The sequence below is a fragment of the Haladaptatus sp. DYSN1 genome, assembly GCF_029489995.1.
Classification (GTDB): Archaea; Halobacteriota; Halobacteria; order Halobacteriales; family Halococcaceae; genus QDMS2.
The window spans coordinates 1,682,383-1,705,858 of record NZ_CP120470.1 but is presented as its reverse complement, the minus strand read 5'-3'; the positions used below and the strand labels follow the sequence as shown (position 1 = coordinate 1,705,858).

General features: G+C 62.0%; 25 protein-coding genes. 10 read left to right on the top strand and 15 right to left on the bottom strand.

Annotated elements, in window-relative coordinates:
- Positions 1-312 precede the first annotated feature (312 nt).
- Together P0648_RS09125 and P0648_RS09120 are read left to right on the top strand one after the other, a co-directional pair.
- A complete protein-coding gene (locus tag P0648_RS09125; protein ID WP_277503671.1) occupies positions 313-1,473 on the top strand; it encodes a Fic family protein in 1,161 nt (386 codons plus the stop codon).
- Between the two features lie 839 nt (positions 1,474-2,312).
- Positions 2,313-3,239, top strand: coding sequence for a PLP-dependent cysteine synthase family protein (locus tag P0648_RS09120; protein WP_277503670.1), 927 nt, complete (start codon positions 2,313-2,315; stop codon positions 3,237-3,239).
- 12 nt (positions 3,240-3,251) lie between these two features.
- Here P0648_RS09120 and P0648_RS09115 read toward each other — a convergent pair whose 3' ends face one another.
- The 3 genes from P0648_RS09115 to P0648_RS09105 all read right to left on the bottom strand — a co-directional run bounded on the left by P0648_RS09115 (position 3,252) and on the right by P0648_RS09105 (position 4,644).
- Entirely contained in the window at positions 3,252-3,428 is a 177-nt protein-coding gene (locus P0648_RS09115; protein ID WP_277503668.1) for a peptidoglycan-binding protein, read from the bottom strand.
- 66 nt (positions 3,429-3,494) lie between these two features.
- On the bottom strand, positions 3,495-3,896 hold the full coding sequence (locus P0648_RS09110) for a DUF5518 domain-containing protein (protein WP_276247587.1): 402 nt from the start codon (positions 3,894-3,896) through the stop codon (positions 3,495-3,497).
- 31 nt (positions 3,897-3,927) lie between these two features.
- A complete protein-coding gene (locus tag P0648_RS09105; protein ID WP_277503665.1) occupies positions 3,928-4,644 on the bottom strand; it encodes a DUF2270 domain-containing protein in 717 nt (238 codons plus the stop codon).
- Positions 4,645-4,957: 313 nt separating this feature from the next.
- Here P0648_RS09105 and P0648_RS09100 point away from each other — a divergent pair, with 313 nt between their 5' ends.
- Complete coding sequence (locus P0648_RS09100) at positions 4,958-6,265, top strand: dicarboxylate/amino acid:cation symporter (RefSeq protein WP_276247589.1); 1,308 nt, start codon at positions 4,958-4,960, stop codon at positions 6,263-6,265.
- Positions 6,266-6,346: 81 nt separating this feature from the next.
- A complete protein-coding gene (dpsA, locus tag P0648_RS09095; protein WP_276247590.1) occupies positions 6,347-6,892 on the top strand; it encodes a DNA starvation/stationary phase protection protein DpsA in 546 nt (181 codons plus the stop codon).
- 14 nt (positions 6,893-6,906) lie between these two features.
- On the opposite strand, the gene P0648_RS09090 is transcribed toward dpsA, so the two are convergent.
- The 7 genes from P0648_RS09090 to P0648_RS09060 form a co-directional block, all read right to left on the bottom strand.
- Positions 6,907-7,203 (bottom strand): amphi-Trp domain-containing protein, encoded by a 297-nt coding sequence (locus tag P0648_RS09090; RefSeq protein WP_277503662.1) that lies wholly within the window; start codon positions 7,201-7,203, stop codon positions 6,907-6,909.
- Positions 7,204-7,207: 4 nt separating this feature from the next.
- Complete coding sequence (locus P0648_RS09085) at positions 7,208-7,369, bottom strand: hypothetical protein (protein WP_276247592.1); 162 nt, start codon at positions 7,367-7,369, stop codon at positions 7,208-7,210.
- A gap of 145 nt (positions 7,370-7,514) precedes the next feature.
- Positions 7,515-8,624, bottom strand: a complete 1,110-nt coding sequence (locus P0648_RS09080; protein ID WP_277503661.1) for a winged helix DNA-binding domain-containing protein — start codon at positions 8,622-8,624, stop codon at positions 7,515-7,517.
- 94 nt (positions 8,625-8,718) lie between these two features.
- Positions 8,719-10,005 carry a glutamate dehydrogenase GdhB gene (gdhB, locus tag P0648_RS09075; RefSeq protein WP_276247594.1) on the bottom strand — a complete coding sequence of 429 codons (1,287 nt, stop codon included), beginning with the start codon at positions 10,003-10,005 and terminating at the stop codon, positions 8,719-8,721.
- Positions 10,005-10,148: a rubrerythrin-like domain-containing protein gene (locus tag P0648_RS09070; RefSeq protein WP_276247595.1), complete on the bottom strand. Its 144-nt coding sequence runs from the start codon at positions 10,146-10,148 to the stop codon at positions 10,005-10,007. The genes gdhB and P0648_RS09070 overlap by 1 nt, the downstream gene beginning before the upstream one ends.
- Before the next feature lie 99 nt (positions 10,149-10,247).
- Complete coding sequence (locus P0648_RS09065) at positions 10,248-13,115, bottom strand: bacterio-opsin activator domain-containing protein (protein ID WP_276274964.1); 2,868 nt, start codon at positions 13,113-13,115, stop codon at positions 10,248-10,250.
- Positions 13,116-13,181: 66 nt separating this feature from the next.
- Positions 13,182-14,951, bottom strand: a complete 1,770-nt coding sequence (locus P0648_RS09060) for an ABC transporter substrate-binding protein (protein WP_277503658.1) — start codon at positions 14,949-14,951, stop codon at positions 13,182-13,184.
- Positions 14,952-15,109: 158 nt separating this feature from the next.
- Here P0648_RS09060 and P0648_RS09055 point away from each other — a divergent pair, with 158 nt between their 5' ends.
- On the top strand, positions 15,110-15,544 hold the full coding sequence (locus P0648_RS09055) for a plastocyanin/azurin family copper-binding protein (RefSeq protein WP_277503657.1): 435 nt from the start codon (positions 15,110-15,112) through the stop codon (positions 15,542-15,544).
- Between the two features lie 65 nt (positions 15,545-15,609).
- Positions 15,610-16,071: a DUF6653 family protein gene (locus tag P0648_RS09050; protein ID WP_277503656.1), complete on the top strand. Its 462-nt coding sequence runs from the start codon at positions 15,610-15,612 to the stop codon at positions 16,069-16,071.
- Positions 16,072-16,075: 4 nt separating this feature from the next.
- On the opposite strand, the gene P0648_RS09045 is transcribed toward P0648_RS09050, so the two are convergent.
- The 5 genes from P0648_RS09045 to P0648_RS09025 all read right to left on the bottom strand — a co-directional run bounded on the left by P0648_RS09045 (position 16,076) and on the right by P0648_RS09025 (position 20,180).
- On the bottom strand, positions 16,076-17,521 hold the full coding sequence (locus P0648_RS09045; protein ID WP_277503654.1) for an MATE family efflux transporter: 1,446 nt from the start codon (positions 17,519-17,521) through the stop codon (positions 16,076-16,078).
- Positions 17,522-17,611: 90 nt separating this feature from the next.
- The gene (locus P0648_RS09040; protein WP_277503649.1) at positions 17,612-17,770 is read right to left on the bottom strand and encodes a hypothetical protein; all 159 of its coding nucleotides are present in this window, start codon (positions 17,768-17,770) and stop codon (positions 17,612-17,614) included.
- Between the two features lie 46 nt (positions 17,771-17,816).
- Complete coding sequence (locus P0648_RS09035) at positions 17,817-18,323, bottom strand: hypothetical protein (protein ID WP_276247602.1); 507 nt, start codon at positions 18,321-18,323, stop codon at positions 17,817-17,819.
- Positions 18,324-18,411: 88 nt separating this feature from the next.
- Positions 18,412-18,855 carry a hypothetical protein gene (locus tag P0648_RS09030; protein ID WP_276247603.1) on the bottom strand — a complete coding sequence of 148 codons (444 nt, stop codon included), beginning with the start codon at positions 18,853-18,855 and terminating at the stop codon, positions 18,412-18,414.
- 80 nt (positions 18,856-18,935) lie between these two features.
- Positions 18,936-20,180: a S8 family serine peptidase gene (locus tag P0648_RS09025; protein WP_277503646.1), complete on the bottom strand. Its 1,245-nt coding sequence runs from the start codon at positions 20,178-20,180 to the stop codon at positions 18,936-18,938.
- Positions 20,181-20,381: 201 nt separating this feature from the next.
- On the opposite strand from P0648_RS09025, the gene P0648_RS09020 reads away from it, so the two are divergent.
- The 4 genes from P0648_RS09020 (at position 20,382) to P0648_RS09005 (ending at position 23,470) form a co-directional block, all read left to right on the top strand.
- Positions 20,382-20,885 (top strand): ferritin-like domain-containing protein, encoded by a 504-nt coding sequence (locus P0648_RS09020; protein WP_276247605.1) that lies wholly within the window; start codon positions 20,382-20,384, stop codon positions 20,883-20,885.
- A 99-nt stretch (positions 20,886-20,984) separates the two neighbouring features.
- Entirely contained in the window at positions 20,985-21,668 is a 684-nt protein-coding gene (locus P0648_RS09015; protein ID WP_276274966.1) for an HAD family hydrolase, read from the top strand.
- 42 nt (positions 21,669-21,710) lie between these two features.
- A complete protein-coding gene (locus tag P0648_RS09010) occupies positions 21,711-22,499 on the top strand; it encodes a phosphotransferase family protein (RefSeq protein WP_277503645.1) in 789 nt (262 codons plus the stop codon).
- Positions 22,500-22,972: 473 nt separating this feature from the next.
- On the top strand, positions 22,973-23,470 hold the full coding sequence (locus tag P0648_RS09005; RefSeq protein WP_277503643.1) for a helix-turn-helix domain-containing protein: 498 nt from the start codon (positions 22,973-22,975) through the stop codon (positions 23,468-23,470).
- Positions 23,471-23,476: the final 6 nt, after the last annotated feature.

Here is a 23,476-nt window from a genome sequence, read left to right as displayed (position 1 = left end):
ACGGTTGGTGAACTAGCCGTGTCTAGGTAGTTGTGATTCCGGTAGCAGTCGACGCTGGATTGTGATTCGTGGGCAGATTCGCCAAGACCGTCTTCGGACTGCTGGGCCCGGCATCCGTGGCTTGATGGTTCATTTCTGACGAGGCGCTCCGGCGAAGGATAGTCGTCTGACCGTTATCTACTGGTGGTGTCGAGCGCGATTTGGATAGTGAAAGTATGAATTGGCTATCTTAGAGTGCTCTAACAGCGATTTTGGATAGTAATATTGGTTATTCGTTATCTATAAGCCGCTCCGAACGTGTGTTGGATACCAATGAGGCCTGAAGACTTTGTTGACGACGCTCCGGGAGAGGTTGAGATGGTCGACGGTATCTGCACGTTCAGCCCAGACCCGCTCCCACCAGACCTCGACGCCACACACGACCTAGTCAGCGACAACGGGGAGGCAATGTATGCCGTGGGTCAACTCTCAGACCTGGATACGTGGTTGGATTCGCCGGAGGTCATCCTCAGTCCCCTCATCCACCGTGAGGCCGTCGATTCCTCGAACATCGAGACGACGACCCGACTCACGCTCTCGGACATCTATCGACGCGAAGCCGGTGAAGAGCCCGGACGAACCGCGACCGAGCGAGCCGACATCACGGAAGCACAGAACTACGTCGAAGCAATCACCACCGGCATTCAGGCGCTCAGAGAGGGCGCCGAGTTAGACCGGGACTTACTGTGTCGCCTCCACGAAATATTGCTGCAGGGTGCACGTGGCGAGCAAAAGAACCCCGGAGAATTTCGCGAAGACCTCGTGGGAATCGACAAGCCGGGAACGCCACTCAGTGAGGCACGATTCGTTCCGGCTCCCCCAGCGAGTATCCCCTATGCACTTCGGAGCCTGCTCCAGTACATCCGCACAGGCCCACGGTACGCTCCACTGGTTGACCTGGCGCTAATCCACTACCAATTCGAGACAATCCATCCGTTTCAGGACGGCAATGGGAGACTCGGTCGCCTCCTCGTGATGCTCGCCCTCTACAAGTGGGAGCTGTTACCCGGTCCGTATCTATATCCGTCGTCGTATTTCAACGCGAACCGTGATACCTATCTCGACAGACTGCTGGCCGTAAGTCGTGACGGGGCGTGGATAGAATGGGTGTCGTTTTTCGTTCAGGCAATCGCCGAACAGGGTCGTGAGGGATATACTGTCGCCCGAGAACTGCTCGCGTTGCGCGATCGCTATCGAGCCCAGTATCAGGGCCAGGGTGCCGTGATTCGCGAACTCATCGATTTCGTCATCGAACACCCGTATCTCACCGAGCCACAAGCAGTTGACGCGCTCGGGCGATCTCAACCTGCCGTGAATCAGGCGATTCGGCGCGTATGGGATGATGGGGTCCTGCGTGAGACGACCGGCCAGCAACGCAACCGACGGTATGAAGCGCCCACGATTCTCAAAATCGTCGAACCGTACAATCCGTAACTCGCGAGACAGTGGGGTCGTTCGTTGACACACCGTTCGTTGTGATGGTGATTGCCTGTTCATACTCGGAATCGTGGTTTCCACGCGCCTGAACGGGCATCTAGGCAATTCTAGGGGGCTGATTTATCTTTCCTAGTCGGGGTCTGAGTCCGGAAGAGAGCGAAACAGCACACAAAAAACGAGCACGAGGTCGATTCGAGCGCGAGAGAGCACAGGCCAAAATGGTCGTAAATGGGAGAACGATACGAAACCCGGATGCGTGAGGTGATTATATTCCGATTTCTCTGAGCGCGACGCACCAAAAGCAACATCCCAAAACCACAAGAGGGAATCCGATTATGAAGCGCAGAGAGACGGATTTGGAGGCATTCGCGAACGCCCGCAATTCCCCCTATCTAGCGAATTCAAACCCCACAAGCGCTCAAACCCCGAAATCATCCCCGCGAAAATCCCACACTAGTCTGGAACTCAATACCTCACAACAATCCTCTTCCGGGATTTCCAACCGGTTAGGATTCGGAATTGGGTGGTTCAGATTCCTCATAATCTGCTAACATGGGCTCTCCGCCCGTTATTCCGACAATGAGCGGTCAACTCCTGCATCAATCACGGATGGAATTTCTCTATAACAGACTGACAACGCCACTTCGAGAAGCATTTCAACCATCGATTAGACCTTGAACGGTAATGAAATCGCAAGACTAGAACCGATTATGAAAATCGAGGGTGGTGATTGATTCTTTGAATATAGGGTCCAGGGATGACGTTGAACCGTTCAGGCTTCTCTACATCATTAGCCCTGCGCCACTCTTTTTCAAACGCCACATCGAGTAGCTAGCATGCACGCCCACTCTGTCATCGAAGCCGTTGGAAACACGCCGCTCATCGAACTTCCCGGCATCCGTCCCGAAGGTGGCGCACGCATCTTCGTAAAGTGGGAGGGCGGGAATCCGACGGGGAGCATGAAGGACCGATTCGCCCTCTCGATGATTCGGGGAGCGCGCCGCGACGGCTTGCTCGACCCCGGTCAGCGCGTCGTCGAGTACACCGGCGGCTCTACCGGCTCTAGTCTCGCGTTCGTCTGTGCGGTGATGGACCATCCGACGACGATGGTGACCGCAGATTGCTTCGCCCAGGAGAAGATTCGGACGATGCGAGCGTTCGGCGCGGAGGTCATCGTCCACGAAACACCTGACGGGAGTGTGTACCCGGGTATCATCGACGACATGATGGCGTACGTCGAGGAGGTGAAAGCCGAGACTGAGGCGTATCACACCCATCAGTTCGAGAACCCGTACCTGCTCGACGGCTACACCAAGATGGGCGAAGAGATTCTCGACGACTGCCCCGACGTGACCGACTTCGTGATGTCCTACGGGACCGGTGGCTGTCTGACCGGAAACGCGGAGGTGCTCAAGCCGGCAGGTGCGCGAATCACAGCCGTCGAACCCGCCGAGTCCCCGCTTCTGAGCGAAGGTCGTTCCGGGAACCACCACATCGAGGGCATCGCCGTGGGCGTGAACCCGCCCATCTTCGAGCGGGAACCGTACGACGACGTTCGCGCGCCGTCCGAATCGACGGCCAGAGAGATGATTCAGCGAGTCGCCAAAACGGACGGACTGTTCGGCGGATTATCGACGGGATTGAACTTGGCCGCGGCGGTGGAAATCGCGAACGAGCGCGATCCAGACGACGCCGTCGTCACCGTCGCCTGTGATACCGGACTGAAGTACCTGCAGGGTGACCTCTTCGCCAAAAAACAGTGAGTCGGGTGGGCTTCAGAGTGCCATCAGCGCTTGCCACGTGTCGTGGCCGATAACGCCGTCGACGCGGATGCCGGCGTTCGATTGGAAGTCTTCGACCGCACCCTTCGTCTCGGGGCCGTAGTAGCCGTCGACGGCGATGGAGTAGCCTTGACCGTATTTCAGGTGGTGCTGTACGCCGTAGGTCGCCAAGAAGGGGTCGTTGTTGGAGTCCCAGACGGTGGCAAACAGCTTGACCCACGTGTCGGGCCGACTCGGCTACGTAGCGGTCCGAGACTCGGAGAAGTAGACGCCGATATAGCCACCGAGTGCACCAAGACCGACGGTGTAAAGACCGACGAGTAACAGCAGGACGAACCCCATGATGCCGAACCCGACGAGCGGGCCAACGATGCTGTTCCCCTGGGTGACGACAACCGGCGTCAGGAACGTGACCAGGAACATCACGACTGCGACGACCGGGATAGCTGCGAAGAGTCCCGCGAGTGCGCCGACCTTCACGCCGTCATGCTTGTGGAGATAGCCAGCTGCTGCACCACCCAAAACGGGCGAGAGTGGGATGAACGAAAGGACGAACATCAACACCGCACCGATGAGCGCGTGGAGAAGGATGCCGTCGCGTTGCTGTGATGAGGACTGTACCACTGTTGTTTCTACCATACGATAATATACGTCTGCTGAGGAGATACACCTATCTCCGCCGGTTCGTTCGGTCTCGTCGGAGTGCTTCCGTCCGCATCTCGTCGTGCGTGTGCCACGTCCGCGGGCGAATCGCGATGAAGATGAGGCCGAGGAAGAACAGGCCGACGAACATGGACACCATCGTGCCGGGAAGTTGGCCGATGGCGGCGCTTTCGGGCCACGGCTGGTCGCCGAACACGACGACGCGGGCAGTCCACGCGCCGAGGATGACGCCGAACAGCGGCAGGTACACACGCCGGAGGCGGTGAGCGAGCGCCTCCTCCATGGTGATTTTGAGTGTCGGCGTTCGGTAGTCTTGGCTCAGGTTCTGTCGCCAGTTGGGATTCACGGGGTCGGTCGTCGGGTCGAGTCCCGGGGCGAAGACGTTTCGTTGGAGACAGCGAACCCGGGAGCGCCAGATGTCGTAGCCGCGATAGCGTCTGGCCTCGATGGTGAGGAAGATACTGAGCGCCGCGATACCAGCGAGAATCACGTAGTGGGGGTTCTCCTGGCTCGAAAACGACCACGTTAACACGGCGGCCATGACGATGACCGACCAGTTGGTCGTGCGGTCTAAGCGCTCGCGCCAGAGTTTCATCCGGTGGACTTCGCCACGGTAGAGATGTGCGAGTGCGGAACTCGGCCCCATCTGCTCGTCCAGGAGTCCCTTCCCGATATCAGTAAACAGGGTGTCTTCCGACTCCGTCTGCGGCGATTCGTCCGCCATGGTTGTTCATAGATTAGGCAATACTGTGGATATCTCTTTCGGATATGGACCGGTTTCGTGGACACCGTGAGAGTGTATTACGCGCACAAATGCGACAGCTTTGCCGGTATCTGAGTGCCAACGTCCAGTGGCCGGGTGACCGCCGAAAACAAAGATGACGCGTTTCGAGCGGAGAGCCACCAGTTTCCGCACGTGTGGGCCGAGAAATTTGGCAGTTCAGTCGAATCGGTCGCGAGGGAGGCGTCGTAGGTACCTGCAGCGGACGCAGGATGCGTGAGTATTACCCGGATAGACGAGGTAACACGGGCAACTCATGGCTACCCCCTTCCGCTCGCTGTGGCATCGCTATCGAACCGTCCCGCTCATCTATCGCATCTTCGCGGCGTTCCTGCTTGGGTCGCTCGCCGGGCTTGTCTTCGGCGAGGAGATGGCCGTCGTCCGTCCGCTTGGCGACCTGTTCATCCGGCTACTCAACATGCTGGTGCTCCCCATCATCGTGTTCACCCTGCTGACCGGGATTCGCCAGCTTTCGCCCGCTCGCCTCGGCAAACTCGGCGGCGCGACGGTGTTCCTCTACGCGGTGACGACGACCATCGCGGGCATTATCGGCCTCGCCGTGGCGAACCTGCTCCAGCCGGGACTCGGCGCAGACCTCGCGGCCGGGCAGGCACCCGAATCCCAGTCGCCACCCGCGCTCATGGACGTCATCCTCAACATCGTTCCGGCGAACCCGGTCGCGGCCATGGCGGAGGGCAACCTGCTCGCGACGGTGTTCGTCGTCATCGTCTTCGGAACGGCGCTCACCTTCGTCCGCGCCCAGCAAGATGACCTCGCAGAGAAGGTAGATTCGGTGTTCGAGGCGTTCGAAGTCGCGACCGAAGCGATGTTCGTCGTGGTTCGCGGCGTGCTCGAATACGGCGTCATCGGCGTGTTCGCGCTGATGGCCGCCGGCATCGGGGCCGAAGGAATCGGTGTGTTCTCGGACCTCGGAATGCTCGTCGTCGCCGTCGCCATCGCGGTGGCAATCCACATCGTCTTTACCTATCTCGTCGTGCTGATGGGGCTGGTCGCCCGCGTCTCGCCGCTCTCGTTCCTCAGCGGTGCGAAAGACGCCATGCTGACGGCGTTCGCCACCCGGTCGTCGAGCGGGACGCTCCCCATCACGATGTCGAACGCAGAGGAGAACCTCAAAATCGAGGAGTCAGTCTACTCGTTCGCGCTCCCTGTCGGCGCGACGGCCAACATGGACGGGGCGGCCATCCGACAGGCGATTACCGTCATGTTCGTCGCCAACGTCGCCGGCCAGCCACTCGCCTTCGGCGAGCAGGCGATGGTGCTGCTCGTCGCCGTCCTCATCAGCATCGGGACAGCGGGCGTGCCGGGCGCGGGCATCATCATGCTCACGGTCATCCTGAGCCAGGTCGGCCTCCCGCTCGAACTCGTCGGCCTCGTCGCGGGCGTCGACCCGATTCTTGGGCGCATCGCGACGATGAACAACGTCACTGGCGACCTCGCCGTCTCCACCGTCGTCGCGAAGTGGAACGACGCCATCGACTTCGACAGCGGCGTCTGGAGTCGGGCGTCTGCGGCATCCGGGCAGTTCGTGCCTGGCGGCGACTGACGGGCCTGCTTCGCTCGTTCCGAAAGGTATGGTAGGCTATCACATATTTTTTTGAGTCATCAAGTTGAATCCATACCTGCGATGAGTACCCAGAAAGTCACCCGCAAACAGGCCGGAACGGTCGGTGAGAACCCGGTCCGCCTGGATACGGACAAAGCAGAACAGATCGTCGACGCGCTCAACACTGACCTCGCCGACGCGTACGTGCTGTACCACCAGTTGCACAAGCACCACTGGAACGTCGAAGGCGCAGAACACCTGCCGATTCACCGGTTCTTGCAGGAAGCCTACGAGGCGGTCGAAATGGCCGCAGACGAACTCGCAGAGCGACTCCAGGCCATTGGCGGGGTTCCCCACGCGAGCATGAAGGCCCTCTCGGAGGCGGCCACTGTCGAACCCGAAGACGAGGACGTTTACGACATTCGCACGTCGCTTACCCACGACCTCGAGATGTACGGCGACATTATCGAGAGCTACCGCGAACACATCGAATTATCGGAGGGACTCGGCGACTACGCGACGGGCCAGATTCTGCGCGGGCACATCGTCGAACTCGAAGAACACGCCCACGTCATCGACCACTACCTCGAAGACGACACGCTCGTCCTCGAATCGGCGACGAAATAAAAATACGCAGCTGCTTATTCGACGCTCGGGGCGGACTCGTCGGTGCGCCCCGGAATTTCCAGTTCAATTTCGAGTTCGGGGCCGTCCATCCCGTCGAAATCGATTTCTAGTTCGATTGGCTCACCGAAGGCAAAGGGGAGTTCCCACTCGTCGGTCGAAATCGTGAGTTCGTCGCCGTCGCGCAACTGCTCGCCGAGTTTGATGAGGAATTCACCCACCTCGCTCGCGTCGAGGCGGAAAGTGTGTTCGAAATTGCGGCCAGCACGAATCGTGGTGCGTTCGCTGTCGGGTGTAGGTTCGTCGTTTGCCATGGGGTTACTCCAGTACCGGTACCGTCACGTCGCTCGAAATCCACCCGTCCGTGTTGCCCGACTCGAGGAAGACATTTCGCCCGGGACAGGTCTCACAGACGACGATATCGGGAGCTCGCTCGACGGTAGAGGGGTGTTCGACGCGCAGTTCGGGGCTCACAGCCATCAGCGAGGTTTAGGCAGACCTAAAATAAAAAGGGAGCGGTTCGTCTCGGCACGCTCACGGAGGGCGAGGATCTTTTGAGATTGCCCGTGAGAAGGTGAGAGTCACGCTGAGTCGAACGCATTTGGCCTTCGTCAGGAGTTTGCACTCAGCCGTCAATTTGATACGCGAGCGACGTGTCGAGGAACCGTTCGAGGTCGGTGACTTCGCCTCGCAGACGTCGTTCCTCGGGAGTCGAAAGCGCAGAAAAGGGCGAAACCTCGACTGTTGGCTGCACCCGAGACCGGTCGAGTTTCCACGTCGCGATGGCCCGACCGTCGGAAATCACGGTCGGTCGAATGAGACCACCGCCCGGCCAGATGTGGTGTTCGTCCTCGGCGCTGACAGCGTGTGCGCGGTTTTCATAGCCGAGCAGGTAGGTGTCGTAGGCCGGAAGCAGGCGGAGCGTGGGTTCAGCTTCGGGCAGCGATTCGGAAGCTACGTCACCGAGTATCGACAGTTCTCGTCCATCGACGTCGACTGCTGTCGTCTCCGTCTCGATTGCCTCCCAGCCCTGTCGCACGTCGGCCATCGGCAGTCCGGACCACGCAGCAAAGTCGGCGAGGGTTGCGGGTTGGTACGCCGCGAGATATCGCTGGGCCAGCATCGCCAGACAGGTCGTCCGGTCAGGCGGGGATTCGAGCGGGACCCACTCGTCGAGTAAGTGGTACGCCTCCTGGCCCGCCTCCGGAGCGACTTTACAGAGGACACCGGAGAGCACGGCGCGGCGAAGTAAGTGAAACGTCGCCTGCCCCTTCGGGTCGAATTCGAATCCCGCTCGCTGGAGCGTCTCCGTGAGTTCGAGACGGGTGAGTGGGCCGCGAGCGACGAGCGCATCTCGCAGCACGCCTGTCGCGGATTCTGCATCCGCATCGACGAATCCGAGGTCGGCCAGTCGCGTCCGTCCGCGAGCGACGAAGACCGGGCCGAAAACCGCGAGTAACCACGGCACATCCTCGGTGGCGACCAGGTGGAGTGTCCCACGCATACACCACGTTCGGACGAGCGTGCGGTCGTCGAACAGCGCGTGCTGGATGTCGACAGCGGTCACGTCCTGCGTCCGAACCCGAACGCCGAGGGCAGCGGCGGCGGCGTCCTGTGCCTGCAACCCGCAGACGGTGGCGACGGCATCGGTTGCGTCAGTCAGGACGGGAGCTGAGAGGCGCTGGGCACGAAGTCGAAGGCGCCTGCAATCGGTAGTAGCGAGGGTGGCGGTCATGGAAATCGAAGCGGATAGCGCCCTAGACGCCAGAGTGGAGGGTAAGCACTTCGCCGGAGTTACTGACGGAGTTAGCAGAAGGGCAGGCGGGGACTTAGGGCCAGAGGCCGCGCGAGGCGTGCGATTCCGCGATGCGAGAGAGCGCGACGATGTAGGCGGCATCGCGCCAGGTCACACCGCGGGCATCGACTTCCGAACGGACGTCGGCCCACGCCGTCTGCATCTCCGATTCGAGTTCTTCGTTCACCTGTTCGAGCGACCAGGCACGGCGATTGATGTCCTGGAGCCACTCGAAGTAGGAGACGGTGACGCCGCCTGCGTTCGCGAGGATGTCGGGAATCACGGGAATCTCGCGTTCGTCGAGAATCGCGTCGCCGCCAGAGGTCGTCGGGCCGTTTGCACCCTCGACGACGATGTCGGCCCGAATGGCGTCGGCGTTCTCCTCGGTGATGACGTTGCCAACGGCGGCCGGGATGAGCACGTCCACGTCGAGTTCGAGCAGGTCCTCGTTCGAGAGCACGTCGGCCGCGTCTCGCGTGACGGCTTCCGGCTCCTCGTCGTGGGAGGGGATTTCAGCGACAGCGAGGCCGTCGGGGTCGTAGATTGCGCCGTTTACGTCGCTCACCGCGACCACGTTCGCACCCCACGAGTCGAGGAGGCGCGCCGCGTTCGCGCCAACAGACCCGAAGCCCTGAATCGCGACGGTCGTATCGTGGAGCGGGCGGTCGTAGTAGTCGCACGCGAGGCGCGTGATGATGGCGACGGAGCGACCGGGAGCCTCCTCACGGCCGTACGAGCCACCGACGATTGGAGGTTTTCCGGTGACGACGCCCGGCGTCGTCTCGCCGACTTGCATGGAGTAGGCGTCCATGATCCACGCCATCGTCTCGGCGTCGGTTCCCATGTCCGGGGCAGGGATGTCACGATTGGGGCCAATCGCATTCCGCATCTCCTGGGTGAACCGCCGGGTCAGGCGCTCTCGTTCGGCGGCGCTCAGGTCCTTCGGATTGACCACGATGCCGCCTTTCGCGCCACCGAATGGGATATCCATGACGGCACACTTCCAGGTCATCCACATCGACAGGCCGACACACTCGTCGCGGGTGACGCTCGGGTGGTACCGAAGGCCGCCCTTGTACGGCCCTCTGACGCTGTCGTGTTGGGCTCTGTAGCCCGTGAACACCTCGACGGTTCCGTCGTCTCGCTTTATCGGGACGGTGACCTCGTGGATTTTTGCGGGGTACTTCAGTCGCTCGACGATGTTCTCGTCGATGTCGAGCAGGCTCGCCGCGCGGGCGAGTTGTCGGCGGGCGGTCTGGAGGGCCGATTCGAACTCGGCCGGTTCACCCTCGGCCTGCGCTGTGGCTGTGTGCGTCGCCATCACTCGAGTGGGGTGTTTCGGCTGCGCATCTCGTTGCCGCAGTCAGAACACGGACCGGGATTCGATTCTGCACGCTCGATGGTCCCACACGCGAAGCACTCGTAGGCGGATTTCTCCGACGGGTCGTAGGTAATATCTCTCATTCGGCGAGCGAACCTACGGAGCGCGCAAAAATGACCGAAGTAGTTGAATAGAGAACCGTGTCGAATCGGAAAGGTTTGTTATTGAACCACCGTACTCGCTCAGGTCGATGGCGCGGTGGGCACGCCAATGTCCTCGAACAGTGTCGTGAAGAGTTTCCGCTGGACGACGCGGGCGTGCTTGTAGAACGCGGGCGGGGAGATGCCGAGCGTTGCTGCAATCTCCTCGCCAGTCCGCTCGCGCGGCGATTCGAAGAATCCGCTGTAGTAGGCCGTCTGTATCACTTCGAGTTGCCGGTCGGTGAGTTGGCCGAGGAACTTCGCGTATAGGTTCTGGGTGTCCTCTCGGGCGACGGTCTTCTTCGAGCGCAACTCGATAGTCGCGAACGAGTCGGCGACGAGGCTCGTGATGTGTCGAACGTCCACGCTGTCGGGAACGTCGATGACCACGTTGGCCGCTTCCGGACTGCTCGACGCGCTCCGGAGCACCGCCCCGTGGTCGGCCAGTTCGAGCGCGAGAAACGGCTGTGAGAGGCGCAGGCGAAGGACACCCTCCGACCCGCTCGCGCTGATTCGCTGGACGTCATCGATAGCGACCAGTCGGTTTGCCGCCGCCTCAACCGCCTCCACGTCGGCCCCCTCGACCGTGACAAACACGTAGGCTCCCGCGTCCGTCTGCTGGACGCCGCCCTGGAACGTAATCGTACAGCCCACGTCCCGCGCCAGCCGCGAGAGCACGAACGAGGGGTCGGCCACATCGAATTCGAGGCGTGTGACCGACGTGGTGAGCAGGGCGTTCTTTCGCTCGATGGCACTCGTCGCGGAGGCGATGGTCTCGCCGAGTTCCGCGAGCACGGCCTGTGACGTTTCGTCGAAGGCGTTCTGCGAGGTGGCGTAGACGGTGAGGACGCCGTAGGTGAACTCGTCGTACGCGAGTGGGACGCTAATCACAGAGAGGTACTCCCGGGAGAGCGCCTCCTTTCGCCAGGGTTCGGCTCTGAGCCTGTCGGCGACGTTTCTGACCATCGTGACCTCCCGCGTGGCGGCGGTTCTGCCGGCCGGTTCAACGGACGCGTCCGTGACCGAGAACGGCACGCTGTCGAGGTAACCCTGCTCTGCACCCGCCCAGGCCCGCGGTTCGAGGGTGTCGGTAATCGAATCGGCGACCCCAATCCAGGCGAACGAGAAGCGGTCGGCGGCGGTGAGCAGGTCGCACACTGCGTGGTCGATTTCTGCGCGCGTCTCAGCCTGTACGAGCGCCTGGTCGATTTCGCGGATGATTTCGTTGATGCGGTTGAGTGCGGTGAGTTGGCTGTTCCGTCGCTGGAGTTCGCGGTCCTGTTCGCGCAACCGACTCTCGCGGGAAACTCGGTCGAGGGCGGCTTCGGCCGTGGCGGCGAGCAGGTCTGCGAGTTCTCGCGTCACGGCATCGAACCGGCCGACAGTGGGCGACCCACAGAAGAACACGCCGTGGTCGCCAAGCGGAATGTAGGCTGCGCTGCGAAGTTCGGTGGCCGGATTTTCGAGCGCGTCGGCGTCGTGAACGTCGTCGAAAAACAGGGACTCGGCTTCGAGGAAGCTGTAACTCACCAGGCCAGACCCGTCCGCGCCGACGCTCGTGAGTGTGCCGTGGAGTCGTTCGAGCGAGTCTGCGAAGGCGATTGGCGTGAGTTCGGTTTCGACTGCGTCGAACAGGTAGACGGCGCTCGCGTCCATGTCGAGAACGCCCGCCGTGTCCTCAACGACGTGGTGGGCGATTTCGTGGTGCGTTTCGGCGTACAGGAAGTCACGCGCCAGTTCCTGCAAGGTCGCGAGCGCCTCCTCTCGCTGTTTTCGCTTCGTGATGTCGCGACAACTGTAGAGAATCGTCCCGTCCTGAATCGACACCTCGCGGACGTTGACCAACAGCGTGTGTTCCCGGCCACGCTTGTCGGAGGCTGTGCACTCGATGTTCTTCAACACGCCCTCTGCCGCGAGTTCCTCGCGGTCGAACAGGTCCGCGCCGAGCAAGTCGTCGATGGTTCCCAACTCGCGAATCTCGTCGTCCGTGTAGCCGAAGATGAAATGGACGTTCGGACAGACGTAGGTGTACTCACCGTTCTCGTCGGTCATGAGGACGGTGTCGGTCATGTTGTTGAGCGTGACGCGGTGGAGTTCCTCGGAGCGACGCAAGTCGCGTTCGAGGCCGACGCGCTCACTGATATCGACACCCTCGACCACGATGGAAGCCAGGTCGCCCCGCGCGGAGAACACCGGTCGCGCCGAGAGGTCCACGACCGACTCGTCGGTGGCGGTGGTGCGCGTAATCACAGCGTTCGAGAAGGTTCCCTCGCGCGCCGTTTCGACGATTTGCTCGACGTCCGCCCGCGTCGTGGCATCGTCTGCCCACCACGCGAGCGACCAGAACGGCTGGCCGACCAGTTCGGAGACCGGTTGGTCGGTCGTAGCACGGGCGGTTTCGTTCGCCCGGACGACCGCTCCCTCCGTATCGAGCACCCAGGTTGCCGTCCGGTCGTCGTGGAAAATCGCGTCGAACTGTCGCGCCCGGTCGCGCTGGGTCACGGTTCGGCGTGCCTCACGGATGCGCCCTTCGATGCGCGCCACGAGGTCGTCGAAGCGTTCGGAAACGTCGCCGTCGAGCGGGACGTACTCCGTGACGCCGGCCGCAATCGCCTCGCTCGCGAGCGACTCTGAGCCGTCTGCGGTACAGAGAAACACGGGGAGTGTCGCGGTGCGCTCGCGAATTTCGCGGAGGAGGGCCAACCCAGACTCGGCTTCGAGGGCGTGTTCACAGAGGAGACAATCGACCGTGCTGTCTTCGAGAGCGTCGAGGGCACCCGTCGCGTCGGGAACGTTCGAAACTGTGGCGTCGCTGTGGCGCTCCAGCCACGAGGCGAAACTGGACACCCACTCGATTTCACCGACGAGCAAGAGGTGCGGAGAACGGAGCCGATTAGGGGAAGCCGCCATGACGCGGTGATTGCGCGCCCGGATGGAAGAACGTACCGCCCCCTCGGCTGGTTCGAAGCGCGCCCGTCAGGTGTCGCGTGGCCCAATCGTCACGTCGTTGTAGGTGTGTTTCGAGAAGCCCGCAGCCCCCGTCTTCGGGAGCGAGAGCCAGGGATAGTAAAAGCCCTCGCCGAGTGGCTGGTACTTCGGCAGCACCGTGACGTCCTCCCAGTTCGCCTCTTCCATTTGCCGGTAGGCGGCCGCGCGAATCTCCTGGTCCTCCGCGGACCGTGTCGAGTGTTCGGTAATCTGCTCCCACGCCTCGCTCGCCTGTGCTGCGGCCTCTGTCCCGCCCCAGTTCGTGAACACCGGGTTGTCGGTGCCGGGGACGAGGATGCTGAGGAAACTCTCTGCGGCCGGATAGTCCATCGCCCACGCCCACGAGAACATCTCGAGCGTTCCGTTCTGCCCGCGCGAGTACATCGTCCCGAACTCCGCCTGTTCGATGTCGATGTTGACGTGGACGCTTTTCAGTTGATTCTGGAGAATTTGTGCGCTCTGTCTCCAGGTGCTGTTCTGGTAGACGGTGAACGTGACGTCGGCGGGGTTCGACTCGCTGTACCCGGCGGCTTCCATCACCTCGCGGGCAGCTTCGAGGTCAGAAGTGTCGAGGCCGTAGGGATACGCCGAGTCGGCGTGTTCGGTGCGGGCCTCACGGTCATCGAAAAGCAACGGCGGCGGCGTGACGTGTGCGGAGAGTGCACCGCGACCCTTGTGGACCTGTTCGAGGTGCGCTTGCTGGTTCATCGCGTAAGCGACGGCTTGCCTGACCGGTTTTGCGACCGATTGCGTGTTGAACCCGATGAAGTACATCCACAGCAGCGGCACGCCGAGGTAGTTCGCGGTGATACCGTTTTCGGGCAGGGGACCGTAGGTCCCGACCAGCCGACCCTGTTCGTCTACGTGGTCTACGTCGAGCAACGACCGGTCGAATCGGGCGTCGGGCACCCAGAAGGCGTCCGCGTCGAGGCCCATCGCGTAGTCGTAGGCCGTATCCGACTCGATGACCGCCCAGTCGATGCCCGCGATGTTCGGACCATCGCCGTGGTAGTCCTCACGAGCGCGAACTCGATAGTGGTCGCCCTGTGACCACGATTCGAGGGTGAACGGTCCGGTTCCGTACGACGACTGCGTGGCGAACGTCTCGTATTCGACAGACCCCTCGTATCCCTCAATGTCGCCGACGAGTCCTTCGGGAACGACGGCGAAGGCGGGGTGGGCGAGCAGTTCGAGGCCGTTGTGGGTCGCCTGCTGAAGTTCGATTGCGACGGTCGAATCGTCCACCGCGGTCACGCCGAGACTTCCAGGCACGTACTCGTCCCCTTCCATCTCGTGGACGACGCCGAGCATCGAGAGGAGGTAGCTTCGCCAACTCGAATTCGTGGACTGGGCAACGCGCTCGAACGAGTAGGCGACGTCGGCGGCAGTGAGTCCGTCGCCGGTCGAAAACTCGACAGTCGGGTCGAGCGAGAACGTGTAGGTCAGTCCGTCGTCGGAGACGGACACATCGTCTGCGAGCAGCAGTTCGGGGTCCGGGTTGCCCTTCGGGAAGTGAAGGAGCCCCTCGTAGATCTGGGTGAGCACCTTCACTGAGTTTTCGTCTGCGGCTTTCGCCGGGTCGAGCGTACGAATGGGGCCGCCGATGAGGGCGAGCGTTCGCGACCGAGAACCCGGGTCCGTCGTCGTCGCTGCCGTGGTGTCACCGGTGGGTTGTGACTGACACCCGGCGAGCGCGCTAGTGGCGACGAGACCGCCCGAGAGTCGGAGAAGGTGGCGTCTAGAGAATCCGTCGGTCATACCGTGCCCTCCCGACGGACGGGACGTGCGTGCATACGTGTGGGTCGAAGGAATGGAGATATATAAAATTCGGAGGCACGCCATTCGTGTCAGTAATTCGTCAGGTCTGTGGTGTGCGGCCCCAGCCATTATTGTTCATCGATGAGCAGGACTGAATAATGGTGCAAACCACGACGCGGAGACGACTGCTTCAGTCGAGTGGCCTCCTGTTCGTCGCGGCTACGGCGGGGTGTACCGGCGGGGGTTCCGACGACGGTGGGGGTGACGGGGCACCGGCAGCTTCGTTCACGTTGGGCGGGGAGACGAGTGGCTGGCAGGGTCAGTCGCCCGACGAGATAGCAGAAACGACGAACCCGACGCTCCAACTCACCGCCGGCGAGACGTACGAGCTCACCTGGGAGAACCTCGATGGGATGGAACACGAACTCATCATCGAGGACGGAAATGGAAGCGAGCTAGAGGCGACCGAATCGAATGACGAGAAAGGCGCGACCGAATCGATAACCTTCGAAGCGACGAGTGAGATGGCGTCGTACTACTGTGAGTACCATCCCGAGCAGATGCGAGGAAGCGTCGAAGTCAGCGAGGAGTAGCGTTACGCCGGTGTGGGGAGTGAAGTTCCAGAAGAGTTAGCATCTGTCATGCCGAAGCCGTCGCTATGAGTACGTCATCGAGCGAATCGACCGTCCTCCCCGAGTGGGTCTGGCGGCGTCATGCGAACCCGTGGAGTGGCTGGAGCCGGGCGGCCACGACGCCCGTGCTGGTGTACGCGCTCTATCACCGCAAGTGGCGACTGGTCGCGACCGCGCTCGTCTGGCTGGTCGTCAATCCCGCAGCGTTTCCCGTGCCCGAAACGACCGACGCGTGGATGACCCGCGGAGTGCTGGCAGAGCGCGAGTGGCTCCGCGACAGTAACGGAACCGTCGGCCTGTCGTGGCCGAACCTCCTCAACCTCCTCAATGCTCCCGTGACGGCTTACGTCGGGTGGGCCACGCTCAAGCGCAGGCCTGTCCACGCAGTCGTCGCGACGGCGCTACTCATGGCGCTCAAGTTGCTGTGGATTCGTGAGATTATCGGACTGACGGGCGTCGAACCCGGTGAGAAATTCCCCGAGGAGTGAGCGGTCAGTCGTCCATCGGAGCCGCATCGGGGCGATAGGAGCGACTAATCTCCTTCCACTTGCCGGTCGTAAACCGGTAGTAGGTGATGAACGCGGGCACGAGCGTCTCGCCGAAGAAGGCGAGGTAGATTCCCCAGATGCCGAGTGCCGTCGTCGCACCGAGGTACATGAACGGGATGGCGACGCCGAACATCCCGATGACGAAGGCGTAGAACGGCCAGCGCGTGTCGCCCGTCGAGTCAAGCGCCCCCGAGACGGTGCTCGTGACCCCCTGGAAGATCACCGCGACGGCGGAGACGTAGACCATATCGACGGCGACCGGAATCGTCGGATCGCCCGAACTGCCGACGAACAGTTCGACGATGGGCCGGGCGAAGGTGACGACGACGACTGCGGCGACGACGTAGGTCGCCACCGAGAACCGGACGATTTCCCGCCCGTAGGACTCTGCGTTCTGTTCGTTGTTCTTGCCGAGTTCCTGGCCCACGAGGCTGCTCGCGGCGAGACCGAATCCCCAGCCGGGAGTGTTGATGAGCCCCCAGATACGCCGGGCGATGATGTACGCGGCGGCGACCGGTGGGCCGAACATACCGACGATTGCGAGTGCGGGGAACCGGGCGACGGTCCAGACGGAATTACGCCCCACGACGGGCGTCCCGATGGTCGCGACGTCGCGCATCGTTTCGCGGTCGAGAAACCGACCCGTCGGCGAGACGGTGACCGGGAGCGCGCCGACACCGGGCAGCGACCCCCGCGAGAGGCCGACGACGAACGCGGCCGTCACGATGACGTTCGAGACGACGGTCCCGATGGCCGCGCCGACGACCCCCATCCCGAGGCCGAAGATGAGCACCGCGTTGATGACGATGTTCAACACCGCGCCGGTCGCGCGGAGGACCATCGGCGTCCAGGCGTCGTCCGCGCCGATGAGCGCGCGACTCCCGATGAGGTTGAGCGCGCCGAAGGGGACGCCGAAGGCGACGATTCTGAGGTAATCAGCACCGTAGGCAACCACCTGCGCGTCCGAGGAGAGCAGTGAGATGAGTTCGACCGGGAACAGAAAGTAGAGGGCCGCGACAGGAATCGTCACGATGACGACGAGTGCGGCGCTGGCGCGGATGGCCTGTCCGAGCTGGTCGAAGCGTTCTGCGCCGAACCGCTGGGAGACGAGGGCGATGGTCCCCGCGGCGAGGCCGCCACCGATGCTGAACACCATCCCCCAGAAGGGACCGGCGAAACCGACGCCCGTGATGGCAGTCGACCCGAGCGCGACGCCGACCATCGCCACGTCCGCTGCGTTCTTCGACATCCGCGCGAGGCCGGTGACGATGCGGGGCCACGCGAGGTCCGCGGTGTGGCGCGCTCGCTCCTCGGCGATGAGGCCGAATCGGGAGAGCAGAAGGCCGATGCTGAGGAGGAGGGCGCTCAGCGGGTTCGGGAGACGGGGCACTTGGCTACGCTTCGACGTCGAGGCCAAAAGCCGTTCGTTTGCCGGAGAGGATATCTGCTATTTCGCGGGGTTTGGTAGCCCGAGCCGTGCTTATCGCTCGTCGCCGGACTCGCGATTACGGTTGGTCTCGTGACCGAGTTTTTCGAGGACGGACTGCATCATCGAGCGCACCTTGTTCGAACCGTTCGGCAGGCTCGAACCCTCCCCGTCACTCTCGCTCACCGCGTCGTCAGCTGTGTCGCGGGCCATGTGCTCGGTCGAAGGTCGTCGTTGGTCTGTCATAATTGTAGGGGCCTCACAGGAGCGCCACCCCGAGACTCACGCCGGTCACCACGACGCCGAGGATGAACGCGTTCTGGGCGTAGGCGAACAGCGTCGAGAGGTTGTCGAGTTCCACCTCGTTCCACCGCACCCACGCCTTGTAATCTCCGAGGAGGCGTTCGAGCCATTGACGCTCGCCGAGTTCACGCTCGGTGAGCGAGTTCGCGTGTCGGGCCGCCACTCCGGCTCGCATGTCCGGGTACTGCTGGACGCTCACCCCGAGGACGAACGAGACGAGGAGTAAGCCGGTCCCAAGGACGATGCCCGCGTTGAGTGGGAACTGCTGGGGGAAGATGCCAACGCCGGAGGCGATGACCCCCATGATGACGAGGACGAACCGCGAGAGTTTGGCCGAGGTCTGTTCTACGTCTTCGGCCTGCGAGAGTTGGTCGTTCACCACGCGCCGGAACTCCTCGCGCTCGACGCGAAGGCTCTCGACGTAGCCGTCACCTGTCTGGGACGTGGTGACGCTGGTGCTCACGGTGAGCCTCCCGAGCGCGAGGCGTGGGCCATTGTATGGGATAAGTCAGTGAACTAACGTAATAATTTCGGGAATCGAGAGTATGGGATTAATCGACGCGCATCCGTTCGCGAATCTGCCCGTTACAATCTCCAGAGTACATGAGAGATACTCGATTCGTAGATTCAGCGATGATACTCACGAAGGTGCAATCAGACGGTGCGACTGCAGAAACGTCCATCACTTCCGGTTGCGCGCTCCCATCGAGGTAGGCTTTTATCAGAAATTCCCCTGGCTCTTTCGGCAGGTCGTCAGTGAAGTCAACAGCGGGAGCGACGTTGTTTCGCATCTTCTCGAATTCGTGGACTTCGTCGTAGGCCACTTCGCCGTTGAATTCGACGACAACTCTGATGGTATGGCCGCGCTCTGAATCACGATTTCCGACAGCGGCTTCGCCGATTCGGACTTGGTTGGCTGGGAAATACTGGGTGCAGCCGGCGAGACCTGCGCTTCCGAATGCTACGCCCAATTGGAGGATTTTTCTTCGGTTCATCGTCGTCGCCGTGGGGCTTCTGTAGAAAAGTCAGCCAAACAATATATAGATGGTCGCAAAAAGGTACGGATCGATTGTGCCTACTCGTCAGCGGAGTCCGCGGGTGAGAAGTGCAGAATCGTCTCCGAGGCTGTCTCGCTCAATCGTGTGACGTCGTAGTCACCGGGTGCGACCCAATCAGCACCCAGCGTTATCTCGGTTCCCTCCGACGATTGTTCGACCGTCGCTTCGGTGGTGGGCCATTTGCCGTCGCCGTCACCGTCCTTGGGTGGCTTCTTTCCGACCGTTGCCCCGTAATCGACCAATCCAGCCCCGTCTTTCGGCTGGTCTTTGATGTCGCGGGCGTGTTCCTCGAACACCTGCATAATCTGTTTGGGCTTTACTTTCGGGTTCTTGGTGCGGTACTTCGCGACCATCCCGGCGACTTCCGGAGAGGAAAACGACGTGCCGGAGGCCTTCACCCATGGCCCCGAGAGTTGCTCGCCCATCGTCGTTCCCTTCGCCTGCGCGAGGCGGTTGTCCTTGCCGATGGCGGTCACGTCCGGGTTGTCGAGTTCGGGGTTGTACGAGGAGAACTCGGCCATCTTGCCCGCCACGGTGCAGGCCCCGACGCTAAAGGCGCGTTCTGCGGTTGCGGGACTCCCGCTCTTGCCGCCGGAGTTCCCAGCGGCGACGACGTCGCGGACGCCCTTCTCGACAAGTTTGTTGTGGACGCGGTCGATCTGCTCGGAGGGCTGGCTCGCGCCCCACGACATGTTCACCACGTCGTACTCGTCGGTGTGGTTGTGCAGCCACTCGTAGGCGCGCATGATGACGTTCGTCTTGGTCTTGCCCTGGTCGCCGAAGATTCGCAGGGAGATGAGTTCCGATTCGGGTGCGAGGCGGGTAATCTGGCCGAGGACGGCGGTTCCGTGACCCACTTCGTCGCCCTTGCCGCTGCCGGTCACGTCTACCTGTTTAATCGAGTCGTCGCTGAACACCGGGTGGCTCGGGTCGACGCCCGAGTCCATCGCGACGACGGTCTGCCCCTTGCCCGACGCGCTGTCGGTGGGGACGTTGTGGAGTTTGCGCACGTCTTCGATGGTGGCTGTCTCCTGTTTCGCTTCGCTCGTGGCTTCCGGTGCGGTGGGAATGCCGATGTCGAGGTTCTCCTCGACGCTCTTGATGCGCTCGTCCCACGTCTTTATGCTCGCGTGGGAGTCGTCGGTCCGGACGTAGGCCGCCGCGCCCACGTCGTCGCCGAAGTTGTAGGTTTCGAGGACGGTGCAACTGCAATCGTACAGGAATTCCGGGCGTCCTGTGGTAAATAGCATCAGGTCTGTCATGGCGGGGAGTGCGCGGACGTCAGGGCAGGCGACGACACCGTGAACGGTTGCCGTGCCTGACAGTCACGTACGAGTAAATTTCACGCTACCCTGTGGTAAAACATGCGGCCAGTGCAACGGGGCAGGCGGGGCTGCGAGGGACGTTGCAGATGCAGGCAGCGCGCCTAACATCCTTCCCACCTATTTTTGAACTGCACGACAATGACTGTAACAAACCTGCGTGACTTCTTCGTACACAACGTAGAGGACATCTACTACGCCGAAAAGCAACTTCTCGACGCGCTCCAGCAGTTCGAAGACCAGACCGAAGACGAGGACATCGCCCAGGAGTTCAGCGACCACCGCGAGGAGACCGAGGAGCACATCGAGCGCCTCGAGAAGGTGTTCGAGAAACTCGACAAAGAGCCAGAAAAAGAGGAGTGTGAGGCCATCGAAGGCCTGCTCGAAGAGCACAAGGGCTTCGCGGACAAGGACCCCGACCAGCGGCTCCTCGACCTGCACAACCTCGTCGCCGCACAGAAAGTCGAGCACTACGAGATTGCCTCCTACGGCAACCTCGCGCTGCTCGCAGACCGACTCGACATGGACGAGGCAGGCGACCTCCTCCACAAGAACCTCGAAGACGAAGAGGAGGCCCTCGACACCCTCTCGTCGTTCGTCGACGACTACGACTACGAAGAAATCGTCGAGGCGTCCGCCGACTAGACGCATACGGGCAGGTCCGGTCTCCAGGTCAGTGACGGCGTGACGACCCTGCATCCGAATCGCCGTCTCGCTTTTCTCGCTGCCGTTCCTACAGCACGCGTGAGTGCAATCGCCGCGACGCTGTTCGACTTAGACGGAACGCTGTGTCAGAGCGATCAGGACGCAATGACCCTCTATCGCGGGTCGTTCGACGTTGCGGGCATCGACCCCTTCGGCGAGCCGGGTGACCTCTGGCGGGCGCTCGACGGCCCACCCGACCCTGGCGACGAACTCGGCTATCTGACCGCCGGGTTCAGCGCGGTGGCCGCCCAGTACGGCCGGTTGGAAGCGGACGCCAGCGCGCTCGCTCGTGGCTTCATCGAAACGCTCGATCTGACGGCCGTCTCGTTCCATCCTGGAGCAGAGGAAGCCCTGGAATTGGCGGGCGACCACGGTCTCGTCGGGCTGGTGACCAACGGCCCTGCCCGACGACAGGCGGTGAAAGTAGACGCCCTCGGCATCGCGAATGCGTTCGACGTTATCATCTACGCGGGCGACTTGCCGCGACGAAAACCCCACGCGGACCCGTTCGACCGGGCGCTCGCGGCGCTCGGCGTCGACCCGGACCGCGTCCTTCACGTCGGTGACTCACTTGAATACGACGTCGCCGGTGCGCAGGCCGCCGGCCTGCTTGCAGCGTGGTATCCCCACAAATCGAACCCGGACCCGCGGGAGTACACACCCGATTTCATCCTCACCCACCTCTCCGAACTCGAAGTTGTCCTCACGGCCCCGGCTGACTAGTGAGGAACTGGGCCTTTATCCCGCGCCATCGAACCTTCGGTGATGGCCTCGGTCCGTGAAATCGTCGCCCGCGAGTTTCCCGAGCGTGCCGTGGCGACGGTCGCTCCCTCAGCACGCGGCAACCGCAAGCGAACCACCTTCGTCACCTTCGAAGATGGGGGCGGGGTCGTCGTCCAACAAGCCGCAAATCGAGCGGCGCTCCGAACGGAGGCGCAACTCGCGAGTAGACTACAGGCAGAGACCGTCCTGCCGATTCCAGCCGTCCTCGCAGACGGAATCCGCGAAGCAGACGCCTACGTCGTGGTCGAACGCGCCCCGGGCGAGGACCTGCACGAACGGTTCGCGAGCCTCGACACCACGCACCAGCAATCCCTCGCTTCGACCTTCGGGCGCTACCTCGCGACCCTCCACGAACTGACCGCTTTCGACGCCTTTGGTCAGGTGACGTGGACGGACGGACGTTTCGTCGCTCGCGGGACGGTCGACTGGCGCGCGTGGTTCGACGACTACCTGCACGCGGGTCTCGACGCGCTCACTGCCGATTTCGACGACGTTCGAGCGGAGGTGCGTAAGTTCGCGACGACGGCGACGCTCTCCGAGCACTCCGAATCGCGACTCTACCCGTGGGACGTTCGCCCGGGGAATGCGCTGGTTGCTGACGGAATACTCACCGCAATTCTCGATTGGGGCGACCCGCTCGCCGCCGACCCGGGCGTGGCCGTCGCGAAGGCAGAACATCTCGACTGCGACTGGTACGTCGCGGATGGGAGCCACCTTCGTGAGGCATTTCGGTCGGGTTACGAGCGGGTGCGAGCGTACCCAACGGTATGACCTGTCTACCGGGTTGCCGCCGTCGTTCACTCGGCGGTGGACTCGAACGGCATCGTCACGAGACCCGGCTTCCCGGAACGGACGGGGGGCGCGGCGGTGGCGTTCCACCGCGAGCGATTACGCGCCGCGATGGCGAACTGACCCGTCTGTACCTGTGGCCCCCTCCAGAACGGGACCCCTCTGGGAGGGGATCGCGATTGAGGAGGGAGTGGGCGTGAGTGTGTGGGATGGGTGTCTCCAGACCGTCCGCCAAGATACATTGGAGAGACAATACTTCCCCCGACCACAGCGAGCGACAGCTAGACCACCGACGGTTGCGTCCGAGAAACGTCAGACAACTACTGCCAATGTCTATCAATTTTGATGATAAATCACCAGACGTCGTCCGGGTGGTTCGTGATACCATCCATCCGCCCCCCAATTGTTTAGGGACAGCGAGTATCCCTCTGGTGACTGTATGACCACGAGTTGAGATGGTGACGAAGGACCAGCCCCAACGTTCGCTGTTGCAGGCGATACTATATCGCCTCAGTGGCATGTTCGGGGTTGAATTAGATGACGAAGCAGGAGGCAACGCGACGGGTGAATCTGCGTCAGTGCGGGGGCAAACCGGATCTGAGACGGTTGCGACGAACGATTTCGTCGAATATACCTATGAGCACTCGAAGGCGGATTTCGTCGTCGAGACGGGCTTGACGCCAGAAGAACTGGTGTTGGAACTCGTCGAAGAAAACGACGGACGAATGCCCCAAAAGGAGGTGGTCTCGCTCGTTGGCTGGTCGGATGCGACAGTGAGCAGACTTCTGCAGGACATGGAGAAGTCGAAACTGCTCAATCGATTCAGACTGGGACGCGAGAAGATTATCTGCAAACCTGAGCTCTCGCCAGGTGGGTTCGACAGCCGACTCAAAAGCGAGACGCCACAGGGTCCACCGAGAGTCCAAGAGGACGCGAAGGTAGAATCCGACTGAACGCAG

Coding starts and splice junctions, on each gene's coding strand:
- P0648_RS09020 (WP_276247605.1), top strand. CDS start 20,382: ATGACTGTAACAAACCTGCGTGACTTCTTCGTACACAACGTAGAGGAC.
- P0648_RS09030 (WP_276247603.1), bottom strand. CDS start 18,855: ATGAACCGAAGAAAAATCCTCCAATTGGGCGTAGCATTCGGAAGCGCA.
- P0648_RS09090 (WP_277503662.1), bottom strand. CDS start 7,203: ATGGCAAACGACGAACCTACACCCGACAGCGAACGCACCACGATTCGT.
- P0648_RS09070 (WP_276247595.1), bottom strand. CDS start 10,148: ATGAGAGATATTACCTACGACCCGTCGGAGAAATCCGCCTACGAGTGC.
- P0648_RS09060 (WP_277503658.1), bottom strand. CDS start 14,951: ATGACCGACGGATTCTCTAGACGCCACCTTCTCCGACTCTCGGGCGGT.
- P0648_RS09050 (WP_277503656.1), top strand. CDS start 15,610: ATGAGTACGTCATCGAGCGAATCGACCGTCCTCCCCGAGTGGGTCTGG.
- dpsA (WP_276247590.1), top strand. CDS start 6,347: ATGAGTACCCAGAAAGTCACCCGCAAACAGGCCGGAACGGTCGGTGAG.
- P0648_RS09105 (WP_277503665.1), bottom strand. CDS start 4,644: ATGGCGGACGAATCGCCGCAGACGGAGTCGGAAGACACCCTGTTTACT.
- P0648_RS09010 (WP_277503645.1), top strand. CDS start 21,711: ATGGCCTCGGTCCGTGAAATCGTCGCCCGCGAGTTTCCCGAGCGTGCC.
- P0648_RS09100 (WP_276247589.1), top strand. CDS start 4,958: ATGGCTACCCCCTTCCGCTCGCTGTGGCATCGCTATCGAACCGTCCCG.
- P0648_RS09085 (WP_276247592.1), bottom strand. CDS start 7,369: ATGGCTGTGAGCCCCGAACTGCGCGTCGAACACCCCTCTACCGTCGAG.
- P0648_RS09005 (WP_277503643.1), top strand. CDS start 22,973: ATGGTGACGAAGGACCAGCCCCAACGTTCGCTGTTGCAGGCGATACTA.
- P0648_RS09125 (WP_277503671.1), top strand. CDS start 313: ATGAGGCCTGAAGACTTTGTTGACGACGCTCCGGGAGAGGTTGAGATG.
- P0648_RS09025 (WP_277503646.1), bottom strand. CDS start 20,180: ATGACAGACCTGATGCTATTTACCACAGGACGCCCGGAATTCCTGTAC.
- P0648_RS09120 (WP_277503670.1), top strand. CDS start 2,313: ATGCACGCCCACTCTGTCATCGAAGCCGTTGGAAACACGCCGCTCATC.
- P0648_RS09080 (WP_277503661.1), bottom strand. CDS start 8,624: ATGACCGCCACCCTCGCTACTACCGATTGCAGGCGCCTTCGACTTCGT.
- P0648_RS09040 (WP_277503649.1), bottom strand. CDS start 17,770: ATGGCCCGCGACACAGCTGACGACGCGGTGAGCGAGAGTGACGGGGAG.
- P0648_RS09055 (WP_277503657.1), top strand. CDS start 15,110: ATGGTGCAAACCACGACGCGGAGACGACTGCTTCAGTCGAGTGGCCTC.
- P0648_RS09110 (WP_276247587.1), bottom strand. CDS start 3,896: ATGGTAGAAACAACAGTGGTACAGTCCTCATCACAGCAACGCGACGGC.
- gdhB (WP_276247594.1), bottom strand. CDS start 10,005: ATGGCGACGCACACAGCCACAGCGCAGGCCGAGGGTGAACCGGCCGAG.
- P0648_RS09065 (WP_276274964.1), bottom strand. CDS start 13,115: ATGGCGGCTTCCCCTAATCGGCTCCGTTCTCCGCACCTCTTGCTCGTC.